At 51.5% G+C, this 22275-nt stretch carries 17 protein-coding genes and 1 tRNA gene; 10 read left to right on the plus strand and 8 right to left on the minus strand.

What is annotated here, in order from left to right:
- Positions 1 to 199 precede the first annotated feature (199 nt).
- The 4 genes from asmA to apbC all read right to left on the minus strand — a co-directional run bounded on the left by asmA (position 200) and on the right by apbC (position 4911).
- Positions 200 to 2035, minus strand: a complete 1836-nt coding sequence (gene asmA, locus JFY74_14645) for an outer membrane assembly protein AsmA (protein ID QQG27330.1) — start codon at positions 2033 to 2035, stop codon at positions 200 to 202.
- Positions 2036 to 2098: 63 nt separating this feature from the next.
- Positions 2099 to 2680 carry a dCTP deaminase gene (dcd, locus tag JFY74_14650; protein ID QQG27331.1) on the minus strand — a complete coding sequence of 194 codons (582 nt, stop codon included), beginning with the start codon at positions 2678 to 2680 and terminating at the stop codon, positions 2099 to 2101.
- Between the two features lie 107 nt (positions 2681 to 2787).
- Positions 2788 to 3429, minus strand: coding sequence for a uridine kinase (gene udk, locus JFY74_14655; protein QQG27332.1), 642 nt, complete (start codon positions 3427 to 3429; stop codon positions 2788 to 2790).
- A gap of 372 nt (positions 3430 to 3801) precedes the next feature.
- Positions 3802 to 4911 carry an iron-sulfur cluster carrier protein ApbC gene (gene apbC / locus JFY74_14660; protein ID QQG27333.1) on the minus strand — a complete coding sequence of 370 codons (1110 nt, stop codon included), beginning with the start codon at positions 4909 to 4911 and terminating at the stop codon, positions 3802 to 3804.
- Positions 4912 to 5134: 223 nt separating this feature from the next.
- Here apbC and metG point away from each other — a divergent pair, with 223 nt between their 5' ends.
- From metG to JFY74_14690, 6 genes are all read left to right on the plus strand, one after another.
- Positions 5135 to 7165 (plus strand): methionine--tRNA ligase, encoded by a 2031-nt coding sequence (metG, locus tag JFY74_14665; protein QQG27334.1) that lies wholly within the window; start codon positions 5135 to 5137, stop codon positions 7163 to 7165.
- 279 nt (positions 7166 to 7444) lie between these two features.
- The gene (fdnG, locus tag JFY74_14670; protein ID QQG27335.1) at positions 7445 to 10492 is read left to right on the plus strand and encodes a formate dehydrogenase-N subunit alpha; all 3048 of its coding nucleotides are present in this window, start codon (positions 7445 to 7447) and stop codon (positions 10490 to 10492) included.
- A gap of 12 nt (positions 10493 to 10504) precedes the next feature.
- The gene (fdxH, locus tag JFY74_14675; protein QQG27336.1) at positions 10505 to 11413 is read left to right on the plus strand and encodes a formate dehydrogenase subunit beta; all 909 of its coding nucleotides are present in this window, start codon (positions 10505 to 10507) and stop codon (positions 11411 to 11413) included.
- Positions 11406 to 12041: a formate dehydrogenase-N subunit gamma gene (gene fdnI, locus JFY74_14680; protein ID QQG27337.1), complete on the plus strand. Its 636-nt coding sequence runs from the start codon at positions 11406 to 11408 to the stop codon at positions 12039 to 12041. Before fdxH ends, fdnI begins: the two co-directional genes overlap by 8 nt.
- A gap of 418 nt (positions 12042 to 12459) precedes the next feature.
- Positions 12460 to 13536, plus strand: coding sequence for a sugar ABC transporter substrate-binding protein (locus tag JFY74_14685; protein ID QQG27338.1), 1077 nt, complete (start codon positions 12460 to 12462; stop codon positions 13534 to 13536).
- A gap of 14 nt (positions 13537 to 13550) precedes the next feature.
- The gene (locus tag JFY74_14690) at positions 13551 to 14801 is read left to right on the plus strand and encodes an LVIVD repeat-containing protein (GenBank protein ID QQG27339.1); all 1251 of its coding nucleotides are present in this window, start codon (positions 13551 to 13553) and stop codon (positions 14799 to 14801) included.
- 54 nt (positions 14802 to 14855) lie between these two features.
- Here JFY74_14690 and pgl read toward each other — a convergent pair whose 3' ends face one another.
- Positions 14856 to 15854, minus strand: coding sequence for a 6-phosphogluconolactonase (pgl, locus tag JFY74_14695; GenBank protein QQG27340.1), 999 nt, complete (start codon positions 15852 to 15854; stop codon positions 14856 to 14858).
- Positions 15855 to 16093: 239 nt separating this feature from the next.
- Here pgl and JFY74_14700 point away from each other — a divergent pair, with 239 nt between their 5' ends.
- On the plus strand, positions 16094 to 16279 hold the full coding sequence (locus JFY74_14700; protein ID QQG27341.1) for an IS3 family transposase: 186 nt from the start codon (positions 16094 to 16096) through the stop codon (positions 16277 to 16279).
- 56 nt (positions 16280 to 16335) lie between these two features.
- Positions 16336 to 16992, plus strand: a complete 657-nt coding sequence (locus JFY74_14705; GenBank protein ID QQG27342.1) for a TetR/AcrR family transcriptional regulator — start codon at positions 16336 to 16338, stop codon at positions 16990 to 16992.
- A 49-nt stretch (positions 16993 to 17041) separates the two neighbouring features.
- Here the strand turns inward: JFY74_14705 and JFY74_14710 are convergent, their stop codons facing one another.
- Positions 17042 to 18025: an oxidoreductase gene (locus JFY74_14710; protein ID QQG27343.1), complete on the minus strand. Its 984-nt coding sequence runs from the start codon at positions 18023 to 18025 to the stop codon at positions 17042 to 17044.
- A gap of 479 nt (positions 18026 to 18504) precedes the next feature.
- Positions 18505 to 18592, minus strand: a tRNA-Ser gene (locus tag JFY74_14715).
- Between the two features lie 273 nt (positions 18593 to 18865).
- On the opposite strand from JFY74_14715, the gene JFY74_14720 reads away from it, so the two are divergent.
- Entirely contained in the window at positions 18866 to 19687 is an 822-nt protein-coding gene (locus JFY74_14720; protein ID QQG27344.1) for a pyridoxal phosphatase, read from the plus strand.
- A 69-nt stretch (positions 19688 to 19756) separates the two neighbouring features.
- Here JFY74_14720 and glk read toward each other — a convergent pair whose 3' ends face one another.
- A complete protein-coding gene (gene glk / locus JFY74_14725; protein ID QQG27345.1) occupies positions 19757 to 20722 on the minus strand; it encodes a glucokinase in 966 nt (321 codons plus the stop codon).
- Positions 20723 to 20909: 187 nt separating this feature from the next.
- Between glk and JFY74_14730 the strand changes: the two genes are divergently transcribed.
- The gene (locus JFY74_14730; protein ID QQG27346.1) at positions 20910 to 22154 is read left to right on the plus strand and encodes an MFS transporter; all 1245 of its coding nucleotides are present in this window, start codon (positions 20910 to 20912) and stop codon (positions 22152 to 22154) included.
- The last annotated feature ends 121 nt before the right edge of the window (positions 22155 to 22275 follow it).

The following is a 22275-nucleotide window of genomic DNA, read 5'->3' on the forward strand; positions in this document are numbered from 1 at the left end:
CGCACCGAAAATAGGGAGCGAAGTTTACTGCTTTAGAAAATAAAAAAAGAGAAAAATATTAACATGTAGCATTAAAAAAGAGACACCGAGCACAAAGCCGGTCTGGCGAAGGATGACAAACCAGAGGAAAACGTTAGGGAGACGCTGCTGGTTTGCTGACAGGAGTCAGCAAACCAGCTAAAACGGCGTATTTAGAAAATTAAAGACGATCGAGGAGTTGCTTCAGATCCTTACCCTTCTGGCTTTGCTGATTTTGGCTGGCCCAATCATTCAGGCGTTTTTTCAGCTCGTCCTGCAGGCGTTTACGCAGCAGTTGATCTACCTGTAATTGGTAATTTAATTTATCCCATTCGCCATAGATACGTAACGGAATCGCTGTGTTTTTCAGCACGCTGACTAGCTGCTCATCCCCCTGCCACCCTTGCGTGATAGAGACATTCAAGTTGACGTCACACGTCTGGGCTGGCAAATCGAATTGGCCAGCACCCGTTAGCGACAGCAGCTCTGAGCGGCCATTGAGATCGGTAAGGCGTAACTTACCCGCATTCAATTGTACTTTCCCAGTCAGCTGTTGCAGTTCGGTATAGCGCTCGTAGCGCTCTTGTCCTCGGACATTCCCATTGCTACGCGCAACAGCCATCTGCACCATTTGCTGGATATTCAAACCCTGTAGACGAACGTTATTGCCTTGCAGCGTCGCTGTCCCCTGCCACTGCTGGAGCAACGCAGGTAGCGCAAAACTATTGCCGCTGAACTGCCCCACCATCGACAATTTCCCACTGACCGTCTCAGCGGGCGGCGCAAATGCGGACATCAACTGGGATAACTCAACATCCTTGAGATCTGGCCGTAACGTGATGTTGGTCGATGACTTCGTCACAACTTTACCGGGTAATGAGAAATGTCCACCGCCCAGTTCACCGCTCAAGGTCGTCACATCCAGCAGCCCCGGCTGATTGTCTGCCCGTAGTGTAAATTGGCGGACATCGAGTCCACGATAGATCATCGTCGCGGCCTGTAGCGACAGACGTGCCGTGAATGTCTGTAAGCTGTCTTCTGGTTTGGTTAACCCACTTTCATTTGAAATCACAGGGGCCGATGATTTAGCTGGCACGACAGAGGCATTGTTCTCTTTCACCGACGCGATCCCCAGCAGGGAATCCAAATCCAGCTTCTCAGACAACAGATCCAATTCGTAATGGGGGATATCCCCCAGCGTCACGCTACCGGCACCCGACAGTTGGCTATTATTGGTATTGAGTGAAAGCTGGCTAAACGTGATTTTTTCAGGCTGCTGTTGATAACTTGCCTGAACACTCCCCGTTCCGCTGATACCGTTTGCTGGTATTCCTGCCCCCTGAAGCTGGTAATCTAGCTTGGTAATATTGGCATTGACCTGCTGGGGGAAATGCAGCAAATCGACATCGGCGGCAAGGGAGAAGGCGATATCGCGCTGATCGCGATTGATACGGCTTGATAATTCGATGTTGACCTGACGGTCGCTGTTCTGCTCCATCGCAAGATTAATGTCGCGCACGTTAATCTGTTCATTATTGCTGCGTTGCAGAATCAACAGGCTATCGGCGACTTTGATTTTATCAATATCCAGCCGCCAGTGCCGTTCTTCAGATGGGGTCTGCGATCCCGCAGGGGCAATGGGCGCATTGTTGGCCTGTTTGGCTTCACTTTCCGGCGTCAGGCGAATAATGGCACCTTTCAGCATCACCTGCTTGACCGCTAGCTTGTGTGACAGCAGCGGCCACAGTTGCACATCAAGACGCATGTTCTCGGCGCTGACAATCGGCGCACTGGATCCCGGCGCGCTTAACGACATCCCACCAGATAATATGCTCAGTTGCGGCCACACATGCCAACGCAGATCGCCATCCAGTTGAAGGCGATAGCCGCTACGTTCCTCAACTTGCTTCACCATGTAGGCGCGGAAGTCATTGGGATTAACCAGTACGACCAAGGCCGTCATTCCTGCCACCAGCACCACAAGCAGAATTGCCAGCGTCGTCAGAAATCTTCTCATGCCATCCTCATTGCGAAACGCACGGCCACCTGCTTTTTACCTTACAGGCCTGTTGCCAGACGCTTAGTCTTTATCGATCCGGCTCGCTACCGCACCCTGTTGATCTTTATATTTGGCATCCTGACGGCGGTTGTAAGGACGAGCAGCCGGCCCGGAAAGCGGTTCAAAACTCAGAGCGCCAATCATCATGCCGGGGCGTAGCGCCAACGGCAACTTACCTGAATTATAGAACTCCAGCACAATTCTTCCTTGCCAGCCTGGATCAATACGGTGTGCGGTGACGTGAACCATCAATCCCAGGCGGGCTAGCGAAGAGCGACCATCCAGCCAGCCAACCAAGTTATCCGGCAGCGTAACGGATTCAAACGTTACTGCCAGCGCTAATTCTCCCGGGTGCAGGAAAAACGCCTCGCCTTCAGGCAAATTGATTTCATCACTCATCACGCGATCCAGCGCCGCACTGACTTCATCTTTCGGACCACTTAAGTCAATGAAGGCCGCAGTGTGTCCGCGGAAGACGCGAAACTGATTTCCCAAACGAACATCAACGGTCGCGCCACTGATCCTCTCAGTAGGCGGACGGGGTGTAATCACCAGTCGGCCATCATCCAGCCAGGCTTCAATGTCACGGTCACACAGTCTCATCTTATTCTCCATTCGACGCCGGTATCTATCAGATAAACCTCATCTACCCGTCATGCTTCACGTTGCCTCCACGTTAGTGATGCAACGCGGATTATCCAGGGTAGCGACTACTCAAAAAACTGGCTTATCTTGGCTTTCAAAATATCAATCGCAATACGGTTTTTCCCACCGCGCGGCACAATAATGTCGGCATACTGCTTAGAGGGCTCGATAAATTGCAGGAACATCGGGCGCACGGTCTTCTGATACTGTTCCATCACGGAATCCATTGAACGCCCGCGCTCATTAACGTCGCGACGCATACGACGCAGCAGGCAAATATCCAGCGGCGTATCGACAAAGATGGAGAAATTCATCTCATTACGCAGACGCGCATCCGTCAGCAGCAGGATACCTTCCAGAATAATGACCTTTTTCAGCTCGATATGCACCGTTTCCTGCTTGCGGGTGTGCTCGACATAGCTGTACTGTGGCACTTCAATCGCCTGACCAGCCTTAAGCATCTGCAAATGTTTGATTAGCAGACTGTGATCCATCGAACTCGGGTGGTCATAGTTGGTTTTTACCCGTTCTTCCATCGTCAGGTGGCTTTGATCTTTATAATAGCTGTCCTCAGATATCACCCCGATATGCTGATCACCAACCTGATCGCGCAATTCCCGATACAAGGTGCTGGAAATAAGACTTTTACCCGAAGCGGATGCTCCTGAAATCCCGATGATGACGCACTGGTGAGACTGATCAGTCATGGTATTAACGACCTGATTAACATAAATAAAAGAGAGGGGAACGCGCCAACAGGCGCTTTGACGCGGCAATTATAGGGAGTTCCCCCCCTTCACGCTACCCTTTCCACGTATTGCGCCCGAGGGAAATCGCATGCTGGCGTAGGATCAAGCCGGGCCAGAGCCCGGCTTTTATACCCGTCATACTTCAAGTTGCATGTGCGTTGGCTTCGTTCACTCACCCGAATCACTTACCTGAGCAAGCTCATCGGGATTCCTTACCTTGCCGCGTTACGAGGCGCATAAATGAGCCTCGCCCTACGGGTCAACGCCTTGCGTTGTTCAAAACGCTAACGTTTTGTCCTGAAACTCGAATTATTTAGGGTATATAGCAGGCTACAGCGCCCGGAAAGAAATCTCGCTGGGGATAACACTACCCTGCCAGTAGAGCTGAGCGGCAACCTGCCCTGCCAGTTCGCGGTACAGAGAGGTAAATTCGCTGTCCGGCTGGCTGGCCACCGTCGGTTCACCCCGGTCAAGATCTTCACGCAGAGAGATGTGCAACGGAAGCTGACCCAACAGAAAACAGTGGTATTTTTCTGCCAGCTTCTGCGCGCCGCCCGTGCCAAAGATCGGCTCCAAATGACCACAGTTGCTACAGATGTGTACGCTCATATTTTCAACGATGCCCAGTACTGGCACGCTGACTTTTTCAAACATTGCGATGCCCTTCATCGCATCCATCAGCGCGATATCCTGTGGCGTCGTCACGACGACCGCACCAGTGACAGGAATGCTCTGTGCCAACGTCAGTTGAATATCTCCCGTGCCCGGCGGCATATCGAGTACCAGATAATCCAGATCCGGCCAGAGCGTATCCTGTAGCAATTGCAATAACGCTTTGCTAGCCATCGGCCCACGCCACACCATAGCGTTATCGTCCGTGACCAGATAACCAATTGAGTTGGTTGCCAGGCCGTGCGCGATAATCGGTGCCATATGTTGACCGTCCGGCGAGGTTGGGCGCTCACTGGCTGAACCCAGCATAGTCGGAATAGAAGGACCGTAAATATCGGCATCCAGAATGCCTACATTCGCGCCTTCAGCCGCCAGCGCCAGCGCCATGTTGACCGCCGTGCTCGATTTGCCGACCCCGCCTTTCCCGGAACTGACGGCGATGATGTTTTTCACGCCCTTCACACCGGCCTGATCGTTAACCCGGCGCAGCGTAGCGATATCGTGCGTTAAGCGCCACTCGACCACCTTTGCACCTGATAAACGTAATAGCTCATCGCTAACCGTTTCTTTTAATACTGCCAAGCCACTCAGCCAGACAAACGGCATCGTCAGGTCGATGTGCAACACGTTGTCCAGCAGCGCACAATGGCGCAGTGCATTCAGTGTCGTCAGGTTATTTTTCAGTGTCGGGTGCTGAAAAGTAGATAAAACCCCGGTGACCATCGCACGCAGTGCTTCAGGGCGTTGTTCGGGGACTGTCGCGTTCATTCCGGCTCCTTGAAATTCTCATATTTGACCGTTGAGACCGTATATAGCATACCAGAGCGAGGGAAGCCTGACGCCCTTCGGCGTCAAAAACGTGGAAACGCTACGCAAAATAAAATCTGCCATGTGGTTTACTGCCGTTTTTACTCACGCCAGCGGTTTACGCAGCAAGGCGCTATCGGTTAACATCGATCTCCCTCTATTCACAAAAGAAAGCAAGTTCCTCATGACTCAAGTCGCAAAGAAAATCCTGGTAACGTGCGCGCTGCCTTACGCTAATGGTTCAATCCACCTCGGTCATATGCTTGAACACGTTCAGGCCGATATTTGGGTTCGTTACCAGCGAATGCGCGGCAACCAGGTTCACTTTATCTGTGCGGACGACGCCCACGGCACGCCAATTATGCTGAAAGCACAGCAGATGGGGATTGCGCCGGAACAGATGATTGCGGCGATGAGTCAGGAGCATCAGCAGGACTTTGCCGGTTTCAATATCAGCTATGACAACTACCACTCCACGCATAGTGAAGAGAACCGTGAGCTGTCAGGTCTGATTTATAGTCGGCTGAAAGAGAACGGCTTTATTAAAAATCGCACCATTTCTCAGTTGTACGATCCAGAGAAAGGCATGTTCCTGCCAGATCGTTTCGTCAAAGGCACCTGCCCGAAATGTAAGGCTGCTGACCAATACGGCGATAACTGCGAAGTCTGTGGCGCGACTTACAGCCCAACGGAGCTGATCGAACCAAAATCAGTGGTGTCTGGTGCCACACCAGAAATGCGTGAAACAGAACACTTTTTCTTCGATCTGCCTGCATTCAGTGAGATGCTGCAAGCCTGGACGCGCTCCGGCGCATTGCAGGAGCAAGTCGCTAACAAGATGCAGGAGTGGTTCGATTCCGGCCTGCAACAGTGGGACATTACCCGCGACGCACCGTATTTCGGTTTTGAAATCCCCGATGCACCGGGCAAATATTTTTACGTCTGGCTGGATGCGCCAATCGGCTACATGGGGTCGTTCAAGAACCTGTGCGACAAGCGTGGCGATCTGAATTTTGATGATTTCTGGAAGAAAGACTCCGACGCGGATTTGTACCATTTCATCGGTAAAGACATCGTTTATTTCCACAGCCTGTTCTGGCCGGCTATGTTGGAAGGTAGCGGTTTCCGCAAACCGACGAACCTGTTTGTGCACGGCTACGTCACAGTCAACGGCGCCAAGATGTCTAAATCACGCGGCACCTTCATCAAAGCGGGTACGTACCTGCAACATCTGGATGCCGATTGCCTGCGTTACTACTACGCAGCAAAACTGTCTTCTCGCATTGATGACATCGACCTCAATCTGGAAGATTTCGTTCAGCGCGTGAATGCGGACATCGTTAACAAAGTCGTGAATCTGGCATCACGTAATGCCGGTTTCATCAACAAGCGCTTTGACGGCAAACTGGCGGACAAGCTGGCCGACGCCGAGCTGTACAAAACCTTCACCGATGCCGCAGCCAGCATTGCCGAAGCCTATAGCAGCCGTGAATCTGGGCGTGCCATTCGTGAGATCATGGCGCTGGCGGATATCGCCAACCGCTATGTTGATGAACAAGCTCCGTGGGTTGTGGCGAAAGCAGAAGGTCGGGATGAAGATCTGCAAGCCATTTGCTCAATGGGCATCAACCTGTTCCGCGTACTGATGACCTACCTGAAACCGGTTCTGCCTTCGCTGTCCCAGCGGACAGAAGCGTTTTTGAACACGGAACTGAGCTGGGATGCTATCGCCACGCCGCTGCTGAGCCATCAGGTTAGCCCATTCAAAGCGCTGTTTAACCGCATCGATCTGGATAAAGTGAACGCAATGGTTGACGCATCTAAAGAAGACATGATCACCGCGCAAAAAGTCGTGTCCGGTCCGTTGGCAGACAACCCGGTGCAGGACACCATTAACTTTGACGATTTTGCCAAAGTTGATATGCGTATCGCATTGATTAAGCAGGCTGAACTGGTTGACGGTTCTGACAAGCTCTTACGTCTGACGTTAGATCTGGGCGGCGAAACCCGTCAGGTCTTCTCCGGCATTCGTGAAGCTTATCCCGATCCGGCGAAGCTGGAAGGCCGTTTAACCGTGATGGTCGCCAATCTGGCTCCGCGTAAAATGCGCTTCGGCATATCAGAAGGCATGGTGATGGCAGCAGGCCCAGGCGGAAAAAATATCTTCCTCCTGAGCCCAGACAGCGGCGCTCAGCCGGGTATGCAGGTCAAATAATCACCACATCAAGCCGGATTTTAATCCGGCTTTTTTTTGCAACAATTCCTCCACAAACCCCGCGTATTTCTCTTCGATTGGCTTATCGCTCCACATTATTTGTAACCATGAAATAACAAATTCGTTATGCATTACAATATATAACGAATAAAAAATATACCTCTTTATAGGTGTTATGGGGGTTTAAATACTTAAATTTTGATTTTGCGCAAAGCCCACAATTTATGTGTTGTTAAATTGCTCGCAACAAAAATGACACATAATTACACAGGGAAACTAATGCAACTGAATAGAAGAGGTTTCTTTAAAGTTTGCGCGGGGGGGATGGCTGGAACCACTCTCGCGGTATTAGGCTTTACACCCACGGAAGCAATGGCATCAGTACGTCAATATAAGCTGTTACGGGCAAAAGAGACGCGTAACAACTGCACCTACTGTTCAGTTGGTTGTGGTGTGCTCATGTATAGCCTGGGCGATGGCGCCAAAAATGCGAAGCCTTCCGTTTTTCATATCGAAGGTGATGCGGATCACCCAGTCAGCCGCGGCTCCCTTTGCCCGAAAGGTGCGGGCCTGGTTGACTACATCCACAGCGAAAACCGACTGCTCTACCCTGAATACCGCGCGCCAGGCTCAGACAAATGGCAACGAATCAGCTGGGAAGACGCGATTGAACGCATCGCGCGCCTGATGAAAGCTGACCGTGATGCCAACTTCGAACGCACCAACGCCAAAGGCGAAACCGTCAACCGCTGGCTGACTACCGGTATGCTGTGCTCTTCTGCCGCCAGCAACGAAACCGGTATTCTCGACCAGAAATTTGCCCGCGCACTCGGCATGGTTGCCATCGACTGTCAGGCGCGTTTGTGTCACGGACCTACCGTTGCCGCACTGGCACCGACATTCGGCCGTGGCGCGATGACCAACAACTGGGTTGATATCAAAAACGCCAACGTCATCATCGTGATGGGTGGCAACCCGGCAGAAGCGCACCCGGTCGGTTTCAAATGGGCCGTTGAAGCGAAAACGCACAACAATGCGAAACTGATTGTTGTCGATCCACGCTTTAACCGCTCCGCTGCCGTTGCCGATCTCTACGCGCCAATTCGCGCGGGTTCAGATGCCGCTTTCCTGTTAGGTATCGTTAACTATCTTATTACGAACGATAAAATTCATCGCGAATACGTGGTGTCTTACACCAACGCCAGCCTGATCGTGCGTGATGATTTCAGCTTTGACGAAGGCTTGTTCAGCGGCTACGACGAACAAAAACGTCAATATGACAAATCCAGCTGGCAGTATGAGCTGGATGAAGCCGGTTTCGCCAAACGCGACAACACGCTGTCCCATCCGCGCTGCGTCTGGAACCTGCTGAAAGAACACGTCTCCCGCTATACGTCGGACATGGTGACATCCCTGTGCGGTACCTCAGCCAAAGATTATGAAGAGATTTGCCGTACGCTGGCTGAAACTTGCGTACCGAATAAAACCGCAACCTTCATGTATGCACTGGGTTGGACACACCACACCAACGGCGCACAGATCATCCGCTCCGCTGGCATGATCCAGCTTCTGCTGGGAAATATCGGTATGGCAGGCGGCGGCATCAACGCCCTGCGCGGTCACTCCAACATTCAGGGGTATACCGATCTGGGTCTGCTGTCGTTAAATCTGCCGGGCTATATGCCACTGCCGTCAGAAAAACAGCCGGATCTGAATACCTATCTGAGCCAAATCACACCCACCGCCGTGTTACCCGATCAGGTTAACTATTGGAAAAACACGCCAAAATTCTTTATCAGCATGATGAAGAGTTTCTACGGCGATCACGCACAGGCGGCAAATAACTGGGGTTATGACTGGTTGCCGAAGTGGGATCGTAGCTACGACGTCATGGTGCAAACCGAGTTGATGGTGGAAGGCAAAATGAACGGCTACATCGTTCAGGGCTTTAACCCCGTTGCCGCGTTCTCTAACAAGAACAAAGCGACTGAAGCGCTCTCCAGACTCAAGTACATGGTCATCATCGATCCGCTGGTCACGGAAACCTCCACGTTCTGGCAGAACTATGGCGAATTCAATGACGTGGATACGAAGTCTATTCAGACTGAAGTCTTCCGTCTGCCTTCTTCCTGTTTTGCCGAGGAAAATGGTTCTATCGCCAACTCTGGTCGTTGGTTGCAATGGCACTGGGCGGCGGCTGAGCCACCAGGAGAAGCCCGTCACGACGGTAAAATTCTCGGTAAGCTGCTGATGCGTTTGCGTGAGTTGTATAACGAAGAAGGTGGTACTTATCCGGATCCGTTGATGAACATCAACTGGAATTACAAAGACCCGGAAGACCCGCATCCAGAAGAGATCGCCCGCGAAGCCAACGGCACGGCGCTAGCTGATATCTACGACGACAGCGGCAAACTGATCCTGAAAAAAGGCCAGCAGCTCGCCGATTTTTCACAATTGCGTGATGACGGTACCACGTCCAGCTTCTGCTGGATTTACGCCGGAAGTTGGACCGAAGCCGGTAACCAGATGGATAAGCGTGACAACGCCGATGCCGGTCTGGGCTGTACGCCGAACTGGTCATGGTGCTGGCCGCAAAACCGCCGCATTCTCTACAACCGCGCCTCCGCCGACCTGCAAGGGAAACCGTGGGACAGCAAGCGTAAATTGCTGGAATGGACCGGTCAGAAGTGGCAAGGCATTGATGTGCCTGACTTCGCCGCAACCGTACCGCCGGGCAAAGACACCGGGCCATTCATCATGCTGCCGGAAGGTCTGGCACGTCTGTTCTCCGTGGACAAACTGGTAGACGGGCCGTTCCCTGAACACTACGAGCCTATCGAATCACCTATTGGCACCAACCCGCTGCACCCGTCGGTGATTTCCAGCCCGGTCGCGCGTTTGTTTGCTCGTGATGCGAAAACCATGGGCACCGCGAAGGATTTCCCTTACGTGGCGACCACCTACTCGATTACCGAATTGTTCCGTCACTGGACAAAACACGCGCGTCTGAACGCGATTGTGCAGCCAGAACAGTTTGTTGAGATCGGTGAAAATCTGGCGAAGAGCAAAGGCATTAAAGCAGGCGATGAAGTCAAAGTCTCCTGCCAGCGTGGCTACATCAAAGCCAAAGCGGTGGTTACGAAGCGTATCAAAACGCTGCAAATTGCCGGACGCAGCGTGGAAACCGTTGGTATTCCCTGCCACTGGGGCTTTGAGGGAACCACGCGTAAAGGGTTCCTGGCTAACACACTCACCCCGAGCGTCGGCGACGCTAATTCACAAACGCCTGAGTACAAAGCGTTTTTGGTTAATGTAGAGAAGGCGTAAGGGTAGCCAACTATGTCAATGCAATCACAAGATATTATTAAACGTTCGGCCACCAACGGCTTTACACCGCCTCCGCATGTGCGTAATGACAAAAGCGAAGTGGCAAAACTGATCGATGTCACCACCTGTATCGGCTGTAAAGGCTGTCAGGTGGCCTGTTCAGAGTGGAACGACATTCGTGACGAGGTCGGCCATAACTTCGGCGTTTATGATAACCCGGCGGATCTGAGCGCCAAATCCTGGACGCTGATGCGCTTTTCCGAAGTGGAAGAGAACGATCGTCTGGAATGGCTGATCCGTAAAGATGGCTGCATGCACTGTAGCGATCCGGGCTGCCTGAAAGCCTGTCCTTCCGCTGGTGCAGTTATCCAGTACGCCAACGGTATCGTCGATTTTCAGTCCGAACACTGTATCGGCTGCGGCTATTGCATCGCCGGCTGCCCGTTCAATATTCCGCGTCTGAATAAAGAAGATAACCGCGTCTATAAATGTACGCTGTGCGTCGACAGAGTCAGCGTTGGGCAAGAGCCCGCCTGCGTGAAAACCTGTCCGACGGGTGCCATTCGTTTCGGTACGAAAGAAGAGATGAAGCATCTGGCAGAAGAACGCATCGCCGATCTGAAAAGCCGTGGTTATAAGAACGCAGGCCTCTACGATCCGCAGGGTGTGGGTGGCACACATGTGATGTATGTTCTGCACCACGCAGACAGACCATCGCTCTATAACAATCTGCCGGATGACCCGCAGATTTCCACGCCGGTCAACCTGTGGAAAGGCATTCTGAAGCCGCTATCTGCGTTAGGGTTTGTCGCCACGTTCGCCGGGTTAATGTTCCACTACATCGGTGTGGGTCCGAACACAGAAGAAATGGAGCATGAACACGAGGGAGAAGACAAAGAAGGGGGAGACAAACATGAGTAAATCAAAAATGATTTTGCGCACCAAGTTTATCGATCGCATCTGTCACTGGATTGTGGTGATTAGCTTTTTCCTGGTCGCGCTCTCAGGTATTGCCCTGTTTTTCCCAACCCTGCAATGGTTGACGCAGACGTTTGGTACGCCGCAGATGGGACGTATTCTGCACCCGTTTTTTGGCGTACTGATCGTCATTTGTCTGATCCCGATGTTCTTCCGGTTCGTTAGTCATAACATCCCGAAGAAGCGCGATCTACCGTGGTTCCTCAACATTATTGAAGTGTTGAAAGGCAATGAGCATGAAGTCGCTGAAGTGGGTAAATACAACCCAGGCCAGAAAATGATGTTCTGGAGCATCATGGGGCTGACGCTGGTGCTGCTGATCACCGGGGTAATCATGTGGCGTCCTTACTTTACCCACCTGTTCCCGATTGATGTCGTGCGCTACGCCATTCTGATTCATGCGGTTGCGGCTATCGTCCTCATCCATGCCATCCTGATCCATATGTACATGGCATTCTGGGTTAAAGGGTCGATCAAGGGCATGATTGAAGGCAAAGTCTCCAAACGCTGGGCGCGTAAACACCACCCACGTTGGGCACGTGAAATGGAGGAGAAAGAAGCGAAGAAATAATTCACTCGCTTTTCATCTAACCGCCTTCACAAAGTCCGTAGTGCGGTAGTAACGGATAGATCGTAAAGACGCTGCAAGTACGTCCATGTAAGCTCGGATTGCGCCATCCATGGCGCAAACGCTTTACTCTTCTATTCCGTTACTCCCGTTTTCGTTCGACAAATAGGTTTGTCAACGGCCTGAAATGCCCGCCCCGCGGGCATTTTTCTTTTTATCCGCAGTCAGCACGAGTCGTTATAACTTAAACCCAAAAGTCATAATGCTCCCCTCTTTCTCGCCTATCGCTCAACGGCTATGATGCAGTATCATTTTTAAATAGACATCCAGACATAAAGACAGCTATAAAGTAATAACGCAGAGAACATAACAATACTGCAATCGACACGACATCAATTTATAAAACGCCATGGAGCTGATAATGAAGAAATTTACGCCCGCCCTGCTTGCACTGAGCTTACTGACTGCGTTACCGGCACTGGCTAATCAGAATGCCACCATTGCTCCCGTTCCGGCCACTATCGCCAATCATGACGGCCCGGTTCGCATCGCAGTTATCCGCAATCTGGGTTCAGACGATAACACCACGCAGTTTGTTTCCGGCGTGCTCGAAGAAGGCAAAAAGCTGGGCTTTAAGGTCAGCACCTTTCTGAGCAACGGCGATGATGCCCGTTTTCAGGATTTCGTGAATCAGGCGATTAGCCAGAAATATGATGGCATCATACTGTCACAGGGCCGCGACCCCTACTCTACCGATTTGATTAAACGCATCGTCGACAGCGGCATTGCCGTTTCCGTGTTTGATACCGCCGTGAACGGCGAAATCCCAGGCGTGACCGTCACCCAGCAGGATGACGCCTCACTGACTAACGAATCATTCGGCCAACTGGTGAAGGATTTCAACGGTAAAGCCAACATCATCAAACTGTGGGTTGCCGGCTTCCCGCCGATGGAACGCCGCCAGCTTGCTTATCAACAGATCCTGAAAGCTAACCCCGGCATCAAGGAACTCGAATCGATTGGTGCCGTGTCCTCTGACGTTCAGGGCGATACCGCCAACAAAGTCGGTGCGGTGCTGGCGAAATACCCGAAAGGCAAAATCGATGCAATCTGGGGATCGTGGGATGCCTTCAGCCAGGGTGCTTATAAAGCATTGAAAGAAAACGGCCGGACAGAAATCAAACTTTACAGCATCGATATCTCTAATCAGGATTTACAACTGATGCGCGAAGCAAACAGCCCGTGGAAAGTCAGCGTGGCTGTCGATCCTAAGCTGATCGGTAAAGTGAACCTGCGTCTGGTTGCCAACAAGATTGCCGGTGAAGCGACACCTGCAACCTACGAGTTCCGTGCTGCTGCGATTCCACAGGCGCTGTTAGCCAGCCAGCCGGGGGCAGTCAATGTCGCCGGATTGGCGAAAATCATCCCAGGCTGGGGCCACACGGATGATTTTATCGCACCGTGGTTTGCTACACTGGAAGCCAAACAGGCGAAATAACACGGAGATAACTCATGGCATCGACCCCTCTGCCCACCCCCGATTACAGCCGCAATATGCGGCTGATTGGGCACAGCGATCAGGGTGGCAGACCCGACGGCGTACAGGTGATGGTTCATCGCGGCTACGCTTACATCGGGCATATGGTTTCACAAGGTGTGTCGATTGTGGATGTGCGCGATGCCAAGAATCCCAAGCCGGCGGGGTTTATTGCTGCCCCGCCCGGCACCTGGAATATCCACCTGCAAACGCACGATGACCTGCTGCTTGTCGTCAACGCGCGCGATTTGTTTGCCGACGCCAGCTTCGCCGAGGAAAAAGTCTATTACACCCGCTCCGTCGCCGACACGGTCAGTACCAAACAGCAGGACAAAAGCTGGAGCGCTGGATTACGGATTTTCGATATCTCGACGCCAGATAAACCCCGCGAAATCAGCTTCCTGCCATTGAACGGTATCGGCATTCACCGCATCTGGTACGTAGGTGGACGCTGGGCCTATGTCTCCGCTCTGCTCGATGGCTACAGCGACTACATCTTTCTGACTATCGATTTGGCCGACCCGCAGCGCCCAGAGGTTGCTGGCCGCTATTGGCTACCCGGCATGCATACCGCTGGCGGAGAAACCGCAAGCTGGCCGGAAGGCAAGCGTTACGCCCTGCATCACGCCATCATCAGCGGCGACACCGCCTATGGAAGCTGGCGCGATGGTGGATTGACGCTGCTGGACGTGAGCGATCGTACCAACCCGCAGCTCATCAGCCACCGTAACTGGAGCCCACCGTTTGGCGGTGGCACACACACAGCGCTACCGCTGCCGGATCGCGATCTGCTAATCGTGCTGGATGAAGCGGTATTAGATAATCAGGAAGATGGCGAGAAGTTGATTTGGGTGTTCGATATTCGTGAACCGAGTCATCCGGTGAGCATTGCCACCTTTCCGCAGCCGAAAGAGGCGGACTATGTGAAGAAAGGTGCACACTTTGGCCCACATAACCTGCATGAAAATCGGCCCGGCAGCTTCATCAGTTCGTCGCTGATTTTCGCCACGTACCAAAACGCAGGGGTACGGGCTTACGACATCAGTAACCCGTATCAGCCAAAGGAAACGGGTGCACTGGTACCTGCTGCGCCAGAAAAAATGGTCGATAAGCGTCCCGGCAGACCGCAAATTATTCAGTCTTGCGATGTGTTTGTTGATGCCAACGGAATCATCTACAGCACGGACTACAACGCGGGTTTATCGATTATCGAATACCGAGGTTAATCGAAAAAAAAGCCCTGCTGATCAATGCAGGGCTTACTGTTGTGCTTGGTTTACTTAGTCCAGCGCCAGCACCGACACCCACATTGGCCCCTGACCGACGGCGTAACGCGCCAGCGGTTGCAGATCGCCCGAGTTCTGGTCGATGTGATACACCTCAATGTGCTGGGATTTTTGGCCTGCTGAAATCAGGAACTCACCGGTGTTGTCGATATTGAAACCGCGCGGCTGCGTTTCGGTTGGCTGATGACCCGCCAGCGTTAACGTGCTGCCGTCTTCTGATACCTGGAAAACACTCAGCAGGCTGGCAGTACGATCGCTGATGTACAGGAAGCGACCATTCGGCGTAATGTGAATATCTGCCGCCCAGCGCGTATCGCTGAAGCCTGCTGGCATAGCATCCAGCGTTTGCACTTTCTGCAATTCCCCACTGGCTGCATCCAATTGATATACGTCTACCGAGCTGTCCAGTTCATTCACACAATAGGCAAAGCGTTGATTCGGGTGGAAAGCCATATGGCGTGGTCCGGCACCCGCGACCGTCGTCATTTCAGCCTGACGGTGTACGCTCAATTCGCCCGTCGCACCCAGATCGTACAGACGGATGCGGTCTTCTTTCAGGCACGGTGCCCACACAACAGAATTGGTTGGATCAATATTGGTAGAGTGGCACCCTTCCAGTCCGTCCAGTTGTTGGATCGGCTCGCCGACGATGCCATCCGCACCAATCGGGCTAACACTAACGCAGGCACCGCTATAAGACGCGCTGAACAGGAAACGTCCGTCTTTATCGGTAGACAGATGCGTCGGGCTGCCCGGTAAAGACGCGACACCCGCTTCCGTCAATTTACCCTGTTCATCAATACGATAGCTCAGAACCCTGAAATCAGGACGAACCCCAACATACAGGTGACGCTTGTTCGGTGCGATCACCATCGGCTGAACTTGCCCTGAAACATCAACGGTTTGCAATAATGTCAGATTTCCCTGAGCACCGAGTTGCCAAACATGAATCTGCTGGCTTTCCGGGCTGGCGACATAAACCACTTGCTGCATCGTATTCTCCTTATTTTTCACGCGAATGTGGCGGCACAGGAAGGCTCAAAAGAAGTTCATCAGAAGGATAATGAACCTGCTCAACCTGACGCACGGTATACCATAAATGACCCATCACTTTATTCTACAGAGACATCGCAAGGCTACTATTGATTTGAGTAATGGCGGCAGTACGGACATGGATGCATAGGCACTAAAGGATCCGGTTATGATAACGTCCGCGTAGAAAGTATTTTCATTTGCTGGAAATGGAATGGAGCCACGACAAACGCTTTATCCGCCGTAAAATCATGAAGACAACGGTGTTTAATTATATAGAGTGCGATTACAATCGCTTGCGTTACGACAGTATGCGTAGCGGTTTCAGCCCAGAACAGTTTGAAACCAGAATCGGGCTTAAAGCCGAATCCACATTACATGGGTAAGATCACACTCATAGAATCACCGATTCTTTCTAGTTTGAATATGCAGGAGATGAGTCATGACCAGCGAACCTCGCGGTCGAGGAAGACCACGAAAAATAGAAAGTACCTATGCAGATACTCGTAATGATCTGATCCGCAGTGGGCTTGAACTTCTGACGCAGAATGGATTTCTTTCGACGGGTGTCGATGCGATTGTCAAAAATGCCAGAGTCCCTAAAGGCTCATTTTATTATTACTTCAAGAACAAAGAGGAATATGCCCAGACCGTTCTGAATGCCTATGACAGCTTCTTCGAACATAAATTAAAAAAACATCTGCATGCACCATTTTGCACCCCCATGTTACGTCTGGAAAATTTTATCCACGATGCCTGCGACGGGATTAAAAGGTACAATTTCACTCGGGGATGTCTGGTTGGAAATATGATGCAGGAGAGCCCAGGGCTTCCGCCATCCTTTATCAAACAGCTACAGGATATTCTTGAGAACTGGCAGTCACTTGTTGCGGCCTGTCTGTCAGATGCATTATCTTCAGGCGAAATATGCTCAGATATGAATGATAAACAACTGGCGGCTATTTTCTGGAGTGGCTGGGAAGGAGCCGTGATGCGCGCCAAACTTTATTGTTCAACCCAGCCTGTATACGATTTCTGGCGCTATTTCAAAACGTCTGTACGCTGTCTGCCGTCACACAATGCGGCAGTTGAAAAGTGAAAATAGGGGCCGATGCCGGTCCCCCACGAGATTTTTAACCTGAATCTGTTTAGTTACACTGAATGATGGCTCGACCGCGAACGCCACCACTCAGAAGTTTTTCGGCTACATTAATGGCCTCACTGAGCGGGTAGACGCTGGTCAGACTATCCAGTTTGGACTCAGGCAAATACTGTAACGCCTGTTGCCATATCACTGCTCTTTTCTCTTTCGCGAACATGACACTATCGACCCCCTTCAGCGTGACACCACGTAGAATAAACGGAGCCACATTACTCATCAGATCCATACCCTGCGCCATCCCACAGGCCGCAACAATACTGCCATAACGTACTCCAGCACAGGCGTTGCAGAGCGTGTGGCTACCTACCGTATCGATAGCAGCAGCCCAACGTTCTTTCTGTAACGGTTTGCCTGGACTGGAAAGTTCGGTACGATTAATGATGTCATTAACCCCGACGGTTTTATAAAGCCATTCAGCTTCTTCCGGTCTACCTGTCGATGCAGTCACGTGGTAACCCATTGATGCAAGGATCATGGCGGCAATGCTACCAACGCCTCCGCTGGCGCCCGTAACCAGTACCGTGCCATCTTCAGGCTTCACGCCATGTTTCAGCAGCGCGTCGACGCATAACATCGCGGTAAAGCCAGCAGTCCCGATTGCCATTACGTGTTTACTGTTTGCACCAGCCGGAAGCGGCGTCAGCCAGTCACCCTTCACTCGAGCTTTTTCGGACAACCCGCCCCAGTGCTTTTCCCCAACACCCCAGCCAGTCAACAGAACCTTATCACCAACCTGATAATCAGGATGTGAACTTTCAGACACCGTACCGGCAAGATCGATACCCGGCACCATCGGGAAATGGCGGACAATCGGGCCACGCCCAGTGATGGCCAGAGCATCTTTATAATTGATTGATGAATAGTCAATATTGACAGTCACATCCCCCTCAGGCAGTTCGTTTTCTGTGACTTCAGCGAGCATTGCAGTATAAACATCTTCTTTCTTATTGATTAATAAAGATTTAAACATCTTCACCTCGTATATCCGGTTATATGACCGTCAGTATTCAGGAGTATAATAAAAATATTGACCGATCGTCTAAAAACTAACGAAACTATCTCACTATTTTGTCGAAATTCAAGAATTATCCTGTAAACCATTACTTTTTCAGATGTGCTTTTGACCCATATCAAAATGAGGTCTGATTCCGCAAAGCACGCTGGTGTTGATGCAAATCCTGTTACAGCCATCCAGTGGATCAGAAATCAGTTCAGTAGATGGGCATGTTACTTGTGTTGTTGTACCAAACGCGTTTAGGGGGAGAGATTTAGAAATGCTAGACCTTGAATCACTGCTGAGAGGTTACAATTTATTTGCTGGGCTGCGGCGGGATAAGGTTCTACATAAAACTACAAACAAAAAAGCCTCCAACTAAGGAGGCTTTTATGCTGCATGTTATGCAGGATAGAATCAAAATAATTTACGACCCATTGACTCTATTGAATGTGTGGCGGAGGAGTAGAGATTCGAACTCTAGAACACTTTCGCGTCGCCGGTTTTCAAGACCGGTGCCTTCAACCACTCGGCCACTCCTCCGCAATGACGCGCACTATAAACAGTACGCCGCACATTGTAAAGCAGCGTTGTGATCAACTGCTTAAAAAATAGATGATAAGCCGTTGAAAGCATAGAAAATCAACAATGCCGCTGTAAAACCGTCCGTTTAGCCTTATTTCCCACCGCCGCGCTGAATCCTTCGTCATCAAATGAACCTCAGACAATTTTATCTCGCTGTTGTCTGTCTATTTTTCGCCGCGTCCTTTATCGTAAGACTCATTTGATACCCACATTTTTATTTGCGAGATAACGATGACCTACCGAGTAATTGCACTTGATCTTGATGGTACGCTACTGAATCAACAGAAAAAAATCCTGCCCGAATCACTTACTGCACTTGCGCTGGCCCGTCAGCAAGGCATAAAAGTGATGATCGTCACCGGACGCCACCACTCGGCAATTCATCCTTTCTATCAGGGTTTGCAGTTGGATACGCCCGCTATCTGCTGTAACGGCACCTACGTCTATGATTACCAGCAGGGCCAAGCGTCCCACACCAATCCGCTCTCTGTCGAACAAGCAAAAAATGTCATCACGCTGTTAGAAGAATTTGATATTCATGGGCTGATGTATGCCGATGACGACATGTATTACCAGTATCCTACCGGGCACGTAGTCCGCACGCTGGCATGGGCGGCTAACCTGCCGGAACAGCAGCGTCCTCGTTTCGCTCAGGTGGAAAATCTGGTGCGTCAAACAGAAGCGTCCCACGCTATCTGGAAATTCGCGACCACGCACGCCGATGTTCCCACACTGAACCATTTCGCCGCAGAAGTGGAAAAGCAGCTCGGATTGGCCTGCGAGTGGTCATGGCAGGATCAGGTTGATATCGCCCAAACCGGCAACAGCAAAGGCAAGCTGCTCCAGCAATGGCTTGGCGAACAGGGCATCAGCATGAAGGACGTCGTGGCATTCGGCGACAACTTTAACGACATCAGTATGCTGGAAGGCGTAGGGTTAGGCGTCGCGATGGGCAACAGCGCCGATGAGATCAAAGCACGTGCCGATCTGGTGATTGGCAGCAATGAAGAACCCAGCATCGCCGACGTTATCCGTACCCGCATTCTGGCATAACCAGCAGTAACGCAATCAGGCAGGAGAGAGCTGCCGCTTTACCTGATTGCGTTCAACGACCAAACTGACTTACAACGCGCTGCCCAGCACCTGTCGCAGATAAGCGCCCGCCCCCATTAATCCCGGCTGCTCATGGGTAATCAGGTACACAGGGATATCCTGCATGTAGCCTTTGAACCGCCCTTTGTCCTCAAAAGCCGCCCGAAAACCGGAGGCTTTAAAAAACTCCAGAAAGCGCGGAACAATGCCGCCAGCAATATACACGCCGCCAAATGTGCCTAAATTTAATGCCAGATTGCCGCCGAAGCGTCCCATGATGACGCAGAATAACGACAGCGCGCGGCGGCAATCCACATCCGTATTGTCGACGGCACGTTCGGTAATATCTTTTGGCTCCAGCGCCTCCGGCGTACGTTCATCAGACAGCACCACGGCACGGTAAATATTCACCAGCCCCTGCCCGGACAGCAAACGCTCCGCAGAAACATGTCCTAACGATTGACGTAAAATAACCAGAATTTTGTCTTCTTCATCGCTATTCGCCGCAAAATCCACGTGACCGCCCTCGCCCGGCAGGCTAATCCATTGATTGGCGGCATGCACCAGATGAGCGACGCCTAACCCCGTGCCTGCACCATACACAGCTATCGGTTTACCTGGCACGGGCTCCCCGCCGCCAAATTGGAGTAAATCCGTGTTAGTCATCACCGGCACCGCCATGGAAACAGCAGTAAAATCGTTGATGAGCTCAAAGTGGCGTAAACCTAAACTCGCTTTCATTTCAGCGATGGAAAATGCCCAGGTGTGATTCGTCATTGCCACCCAGTCACCGGTAATCGGGCAAGCAATCGCGATACAGGCATCCTGTATCGTGACCTGTCGCGAATCGAGATAATCACGAATTGCCCCTTCCAGAGAAGGGAAATCCAGCCCGGAATAGGTCTCGGTTTGCGATAATTCGCCCGTTGTGGCATCACACAATGCCAAACGCGTATTGGTGCCGCCGACATCGCCCACTAAAACAAAGTGCGTCATTCTTCTTTTCCCCTCAAACAAAGCAGATATCCGATCATTGCGCGAAAACAGCCAGCTACGCTATGGCTATATAACTTTCTAGTGATAAGGATCTCATTTATGGCTAAAAGCTGCGGTTAAGTTAAAAGTAATCGATTACATTTAGAAAACACAAATTGTAATCGATTACTTTTAAGAGGGATACCACATGGTTTCTTCATCTGAAAACACAGCTACCAAATCGTTACAACCGGCCTTCGTGGTTCCCAGACTGTCCCTCATGATGTTCTTAGAGTTTTTCATCTGGGGTTCATGGTCAGTCACCCTGGGTCTGGTTATGACACAGCACAACTTGGCCGCCATGATTGGCGACGCCTTCTCTGCTGGGCCAATCGCTTCAATCCTGTCGCCGTTTGTACTGGGCATGGTGGTTGACCGCTTCTTCCCATCACAAAAAGTCATGGCGCTGTTGCACCTGATCGGCGCGGTCATCCTGTGGTTTGTGCCCACCGCGTTAATCAACGAAGATGGTTCACAGCTGCTGATCCTGCTGTTCGCCTACACGTTGTGCTTTATGCCAACGCTGGCGTTAACCAACAACATCGCGTTCCATAATCTGACTAACAGCGAGAAGAGCTTCCCGGTTGTGCGAGTCTTCGGCACCATTGGTTGGATCGTTGCCGGTGTCTGCATCGGGACAGCGGGCATCTCCGCAAGCGTCAATATTTTCTACGTTGCTGCCGCCTGCTCTGCCATTCTGGCAGCTTACAGCCTGACGCTACCGCATACTCCAGCGCCGGCCAAAGGTTTGCCGCTGGCAGTGCGCGATCTGTTCTGTGCTGATGCGTTCGCGCTGCTGAAGAAAGGCCACTTCCTGGTCTTTGCCATCTGCGCCATGCTGATCTCTATTCCGCTGGGCACCTACTACGCTTACACCGCCTCCTTCCTGAGCAATGCGGGTATCAGCGACGTCAGCACCGCCATGTCGTTTGGTCAGATGTCCGAAATTGTCTTCATGCTGATCATTCCGCTGCTGTTTAGAAAACTGGGCGTGAAATACATGCTGTTCATCGGCATGTTGGCGTGGTTCGTACGCTATGCCCTCTTCGCGATGGGTGTGAATGAAGAAACGCGCTGGTTGCTCTATATCGGTATCCTGCTGCACGGTATTTGCTATGACTTCTTCTTCGTCATCGGCTTCATCTATACCGACCGCATCGCGGGAGAGAAAATCAAAGGTCAGGCACAAAGTCTGGTGGTCCTGTTCACCTACGGTATCGGCATGCTGCTGGGCTCACAGGTTTCCGGTGCCATTTATAACCGCCTCTTCGACAACGGTACGTTAAACGCGCCTGAAATCTGGGCGACCTTCTGGTGGATCCCAGCGGTTGCTGCCGCCATCATCGCCGTCATTTTCCTCTTCTCCTTCAAATATAAAGAAGAGCAGGCTTAACCATTTGAGACGGATTATTTAAGGAGAAAACGGGATGAGGTCGCCTATGGCACCTCATCCCAGTGCATTCTCCGCTATAGCTATCACAATCGTGCAACGGTATTCATGAGCACACCTGTTG

The sequence above is a fragment of the Pectobacterium carotovorum genome, from assembly GCA_016415585.1.
GTDB lineage: Bacteria > Pseudomonadota > Gammaproteobacteria > Enterobacterales > Enterobacteriaceae > Pectobacterium > Pectobacterium carotovorum_K.

Excerpts from the sequence above, each read along its gene's own strand:
- asmA (QQG27330.1), bottom strand. The coding sequence starts at position 2,035 with ATGAGAAGATTTCTGACGACGCTGGCAATTCTGCTTGTGGTGCTGGTG.
- dcd (QQG27331.1), bottom strand. The coding sequence starts at position 2,680 with ATGAGACTGTGTGACCGTGACATTGAAGCCTGGCTGGATGATGGCCGA.
- udk (QQG27332.1), bottom strand. The coding sequence starts at position 3,429 with ATGACTGATCAGTCTCACCAGTGCGTCATCATCGGGATTTCAGGAGCA.
- apbC (QQG27333.1), bottom strand. The coding sequence starts at position 4,911 with ATGAACGCGACAGTCCCCGAACAACGCCCTGAAGCACTGCGTGCGATG.
- metG (QQG27334.1), top strand. The coding sequence starts at position 5,135 with ATGACTCAAGTCGCAAAGAAAATCCTGGTAACGTGCGCGCTGCCTTAC.
- fdnG (QQG27335.1), top strand. The coding sequence starts at position 7,445 with ATGCAACTGAATAGAAGAGGTTTCTTTAAAGTTTGCGCGGGGGGGATG.
- fdxH (QQG27336.1), top strand. The coding sequence starts at position 10,505 with ATGTCAATGCAATCACAAGATATTATTAAACGTTCGGCCACCAACGGC.
- fdnI (QQG27337.1), top strand. The coding sequence starts at position 11,406 with ATGAGTAAATCAAAAATGATTTTGCGCACCAAGTTTATCGATCGCATC.
- JFY74_14685 (QQG27338.1), top strand. The coding sequence starts at position 12,460 with ATGAAGAAATTTACGCCCGCCCTGCTTGCACTGAGCTTACTGACTGCG.
- JFY74_14690 (QQG27339.1), top strand. The coding sequence starts at position 13,551 with ATGGCATCGACCCCTCTGCCCACCCCCGATTACAGCCGCAATATGCGG.
- pgl (QQG27340.1), bottom strand. The coding sequence starts at position 15,854 with ATGCAGCAAGTGGTTTATGTCGCCAGCCCGGAAAGCCAGCAGATTCAT.
- JFY74_14705 (QQG27342.1), top strand. The coding sequence starts at position 16,336 with ATGACCAGCGAACCTCGCGGTCGAGGAAGACCACGAAAAATAGAAAGT.
- JFY74_14710 (QQG27343.1), bottom strand. The coding sequence starts at position 18,025 with ATGTTTAAATCTTTATTAATCAATAAGAAAGAAGATGTTTATACTGCA.
- JFY74_14720 (QQG27344.1), top strand. The coding sequence starts at position 18,866 with ATGACCTACCGAGTAATTGCACTTGATCTTGATGGTACGCTACTGAAT.
- glk (QQG27345.1), bottom strand. The coding sequence starts at position 20,722 with ATGACGCACTTTGTTTTAGTGGGCGATGTCGGCGGCACCAATACGCGT.
- JFY74_14730 (QQG27346.1), top strand. The coding sequence starts at position 20,910 with ATGGTTTCTTCATCTGAAAACACAGCTACCAAATCGTTACAACCGGCC.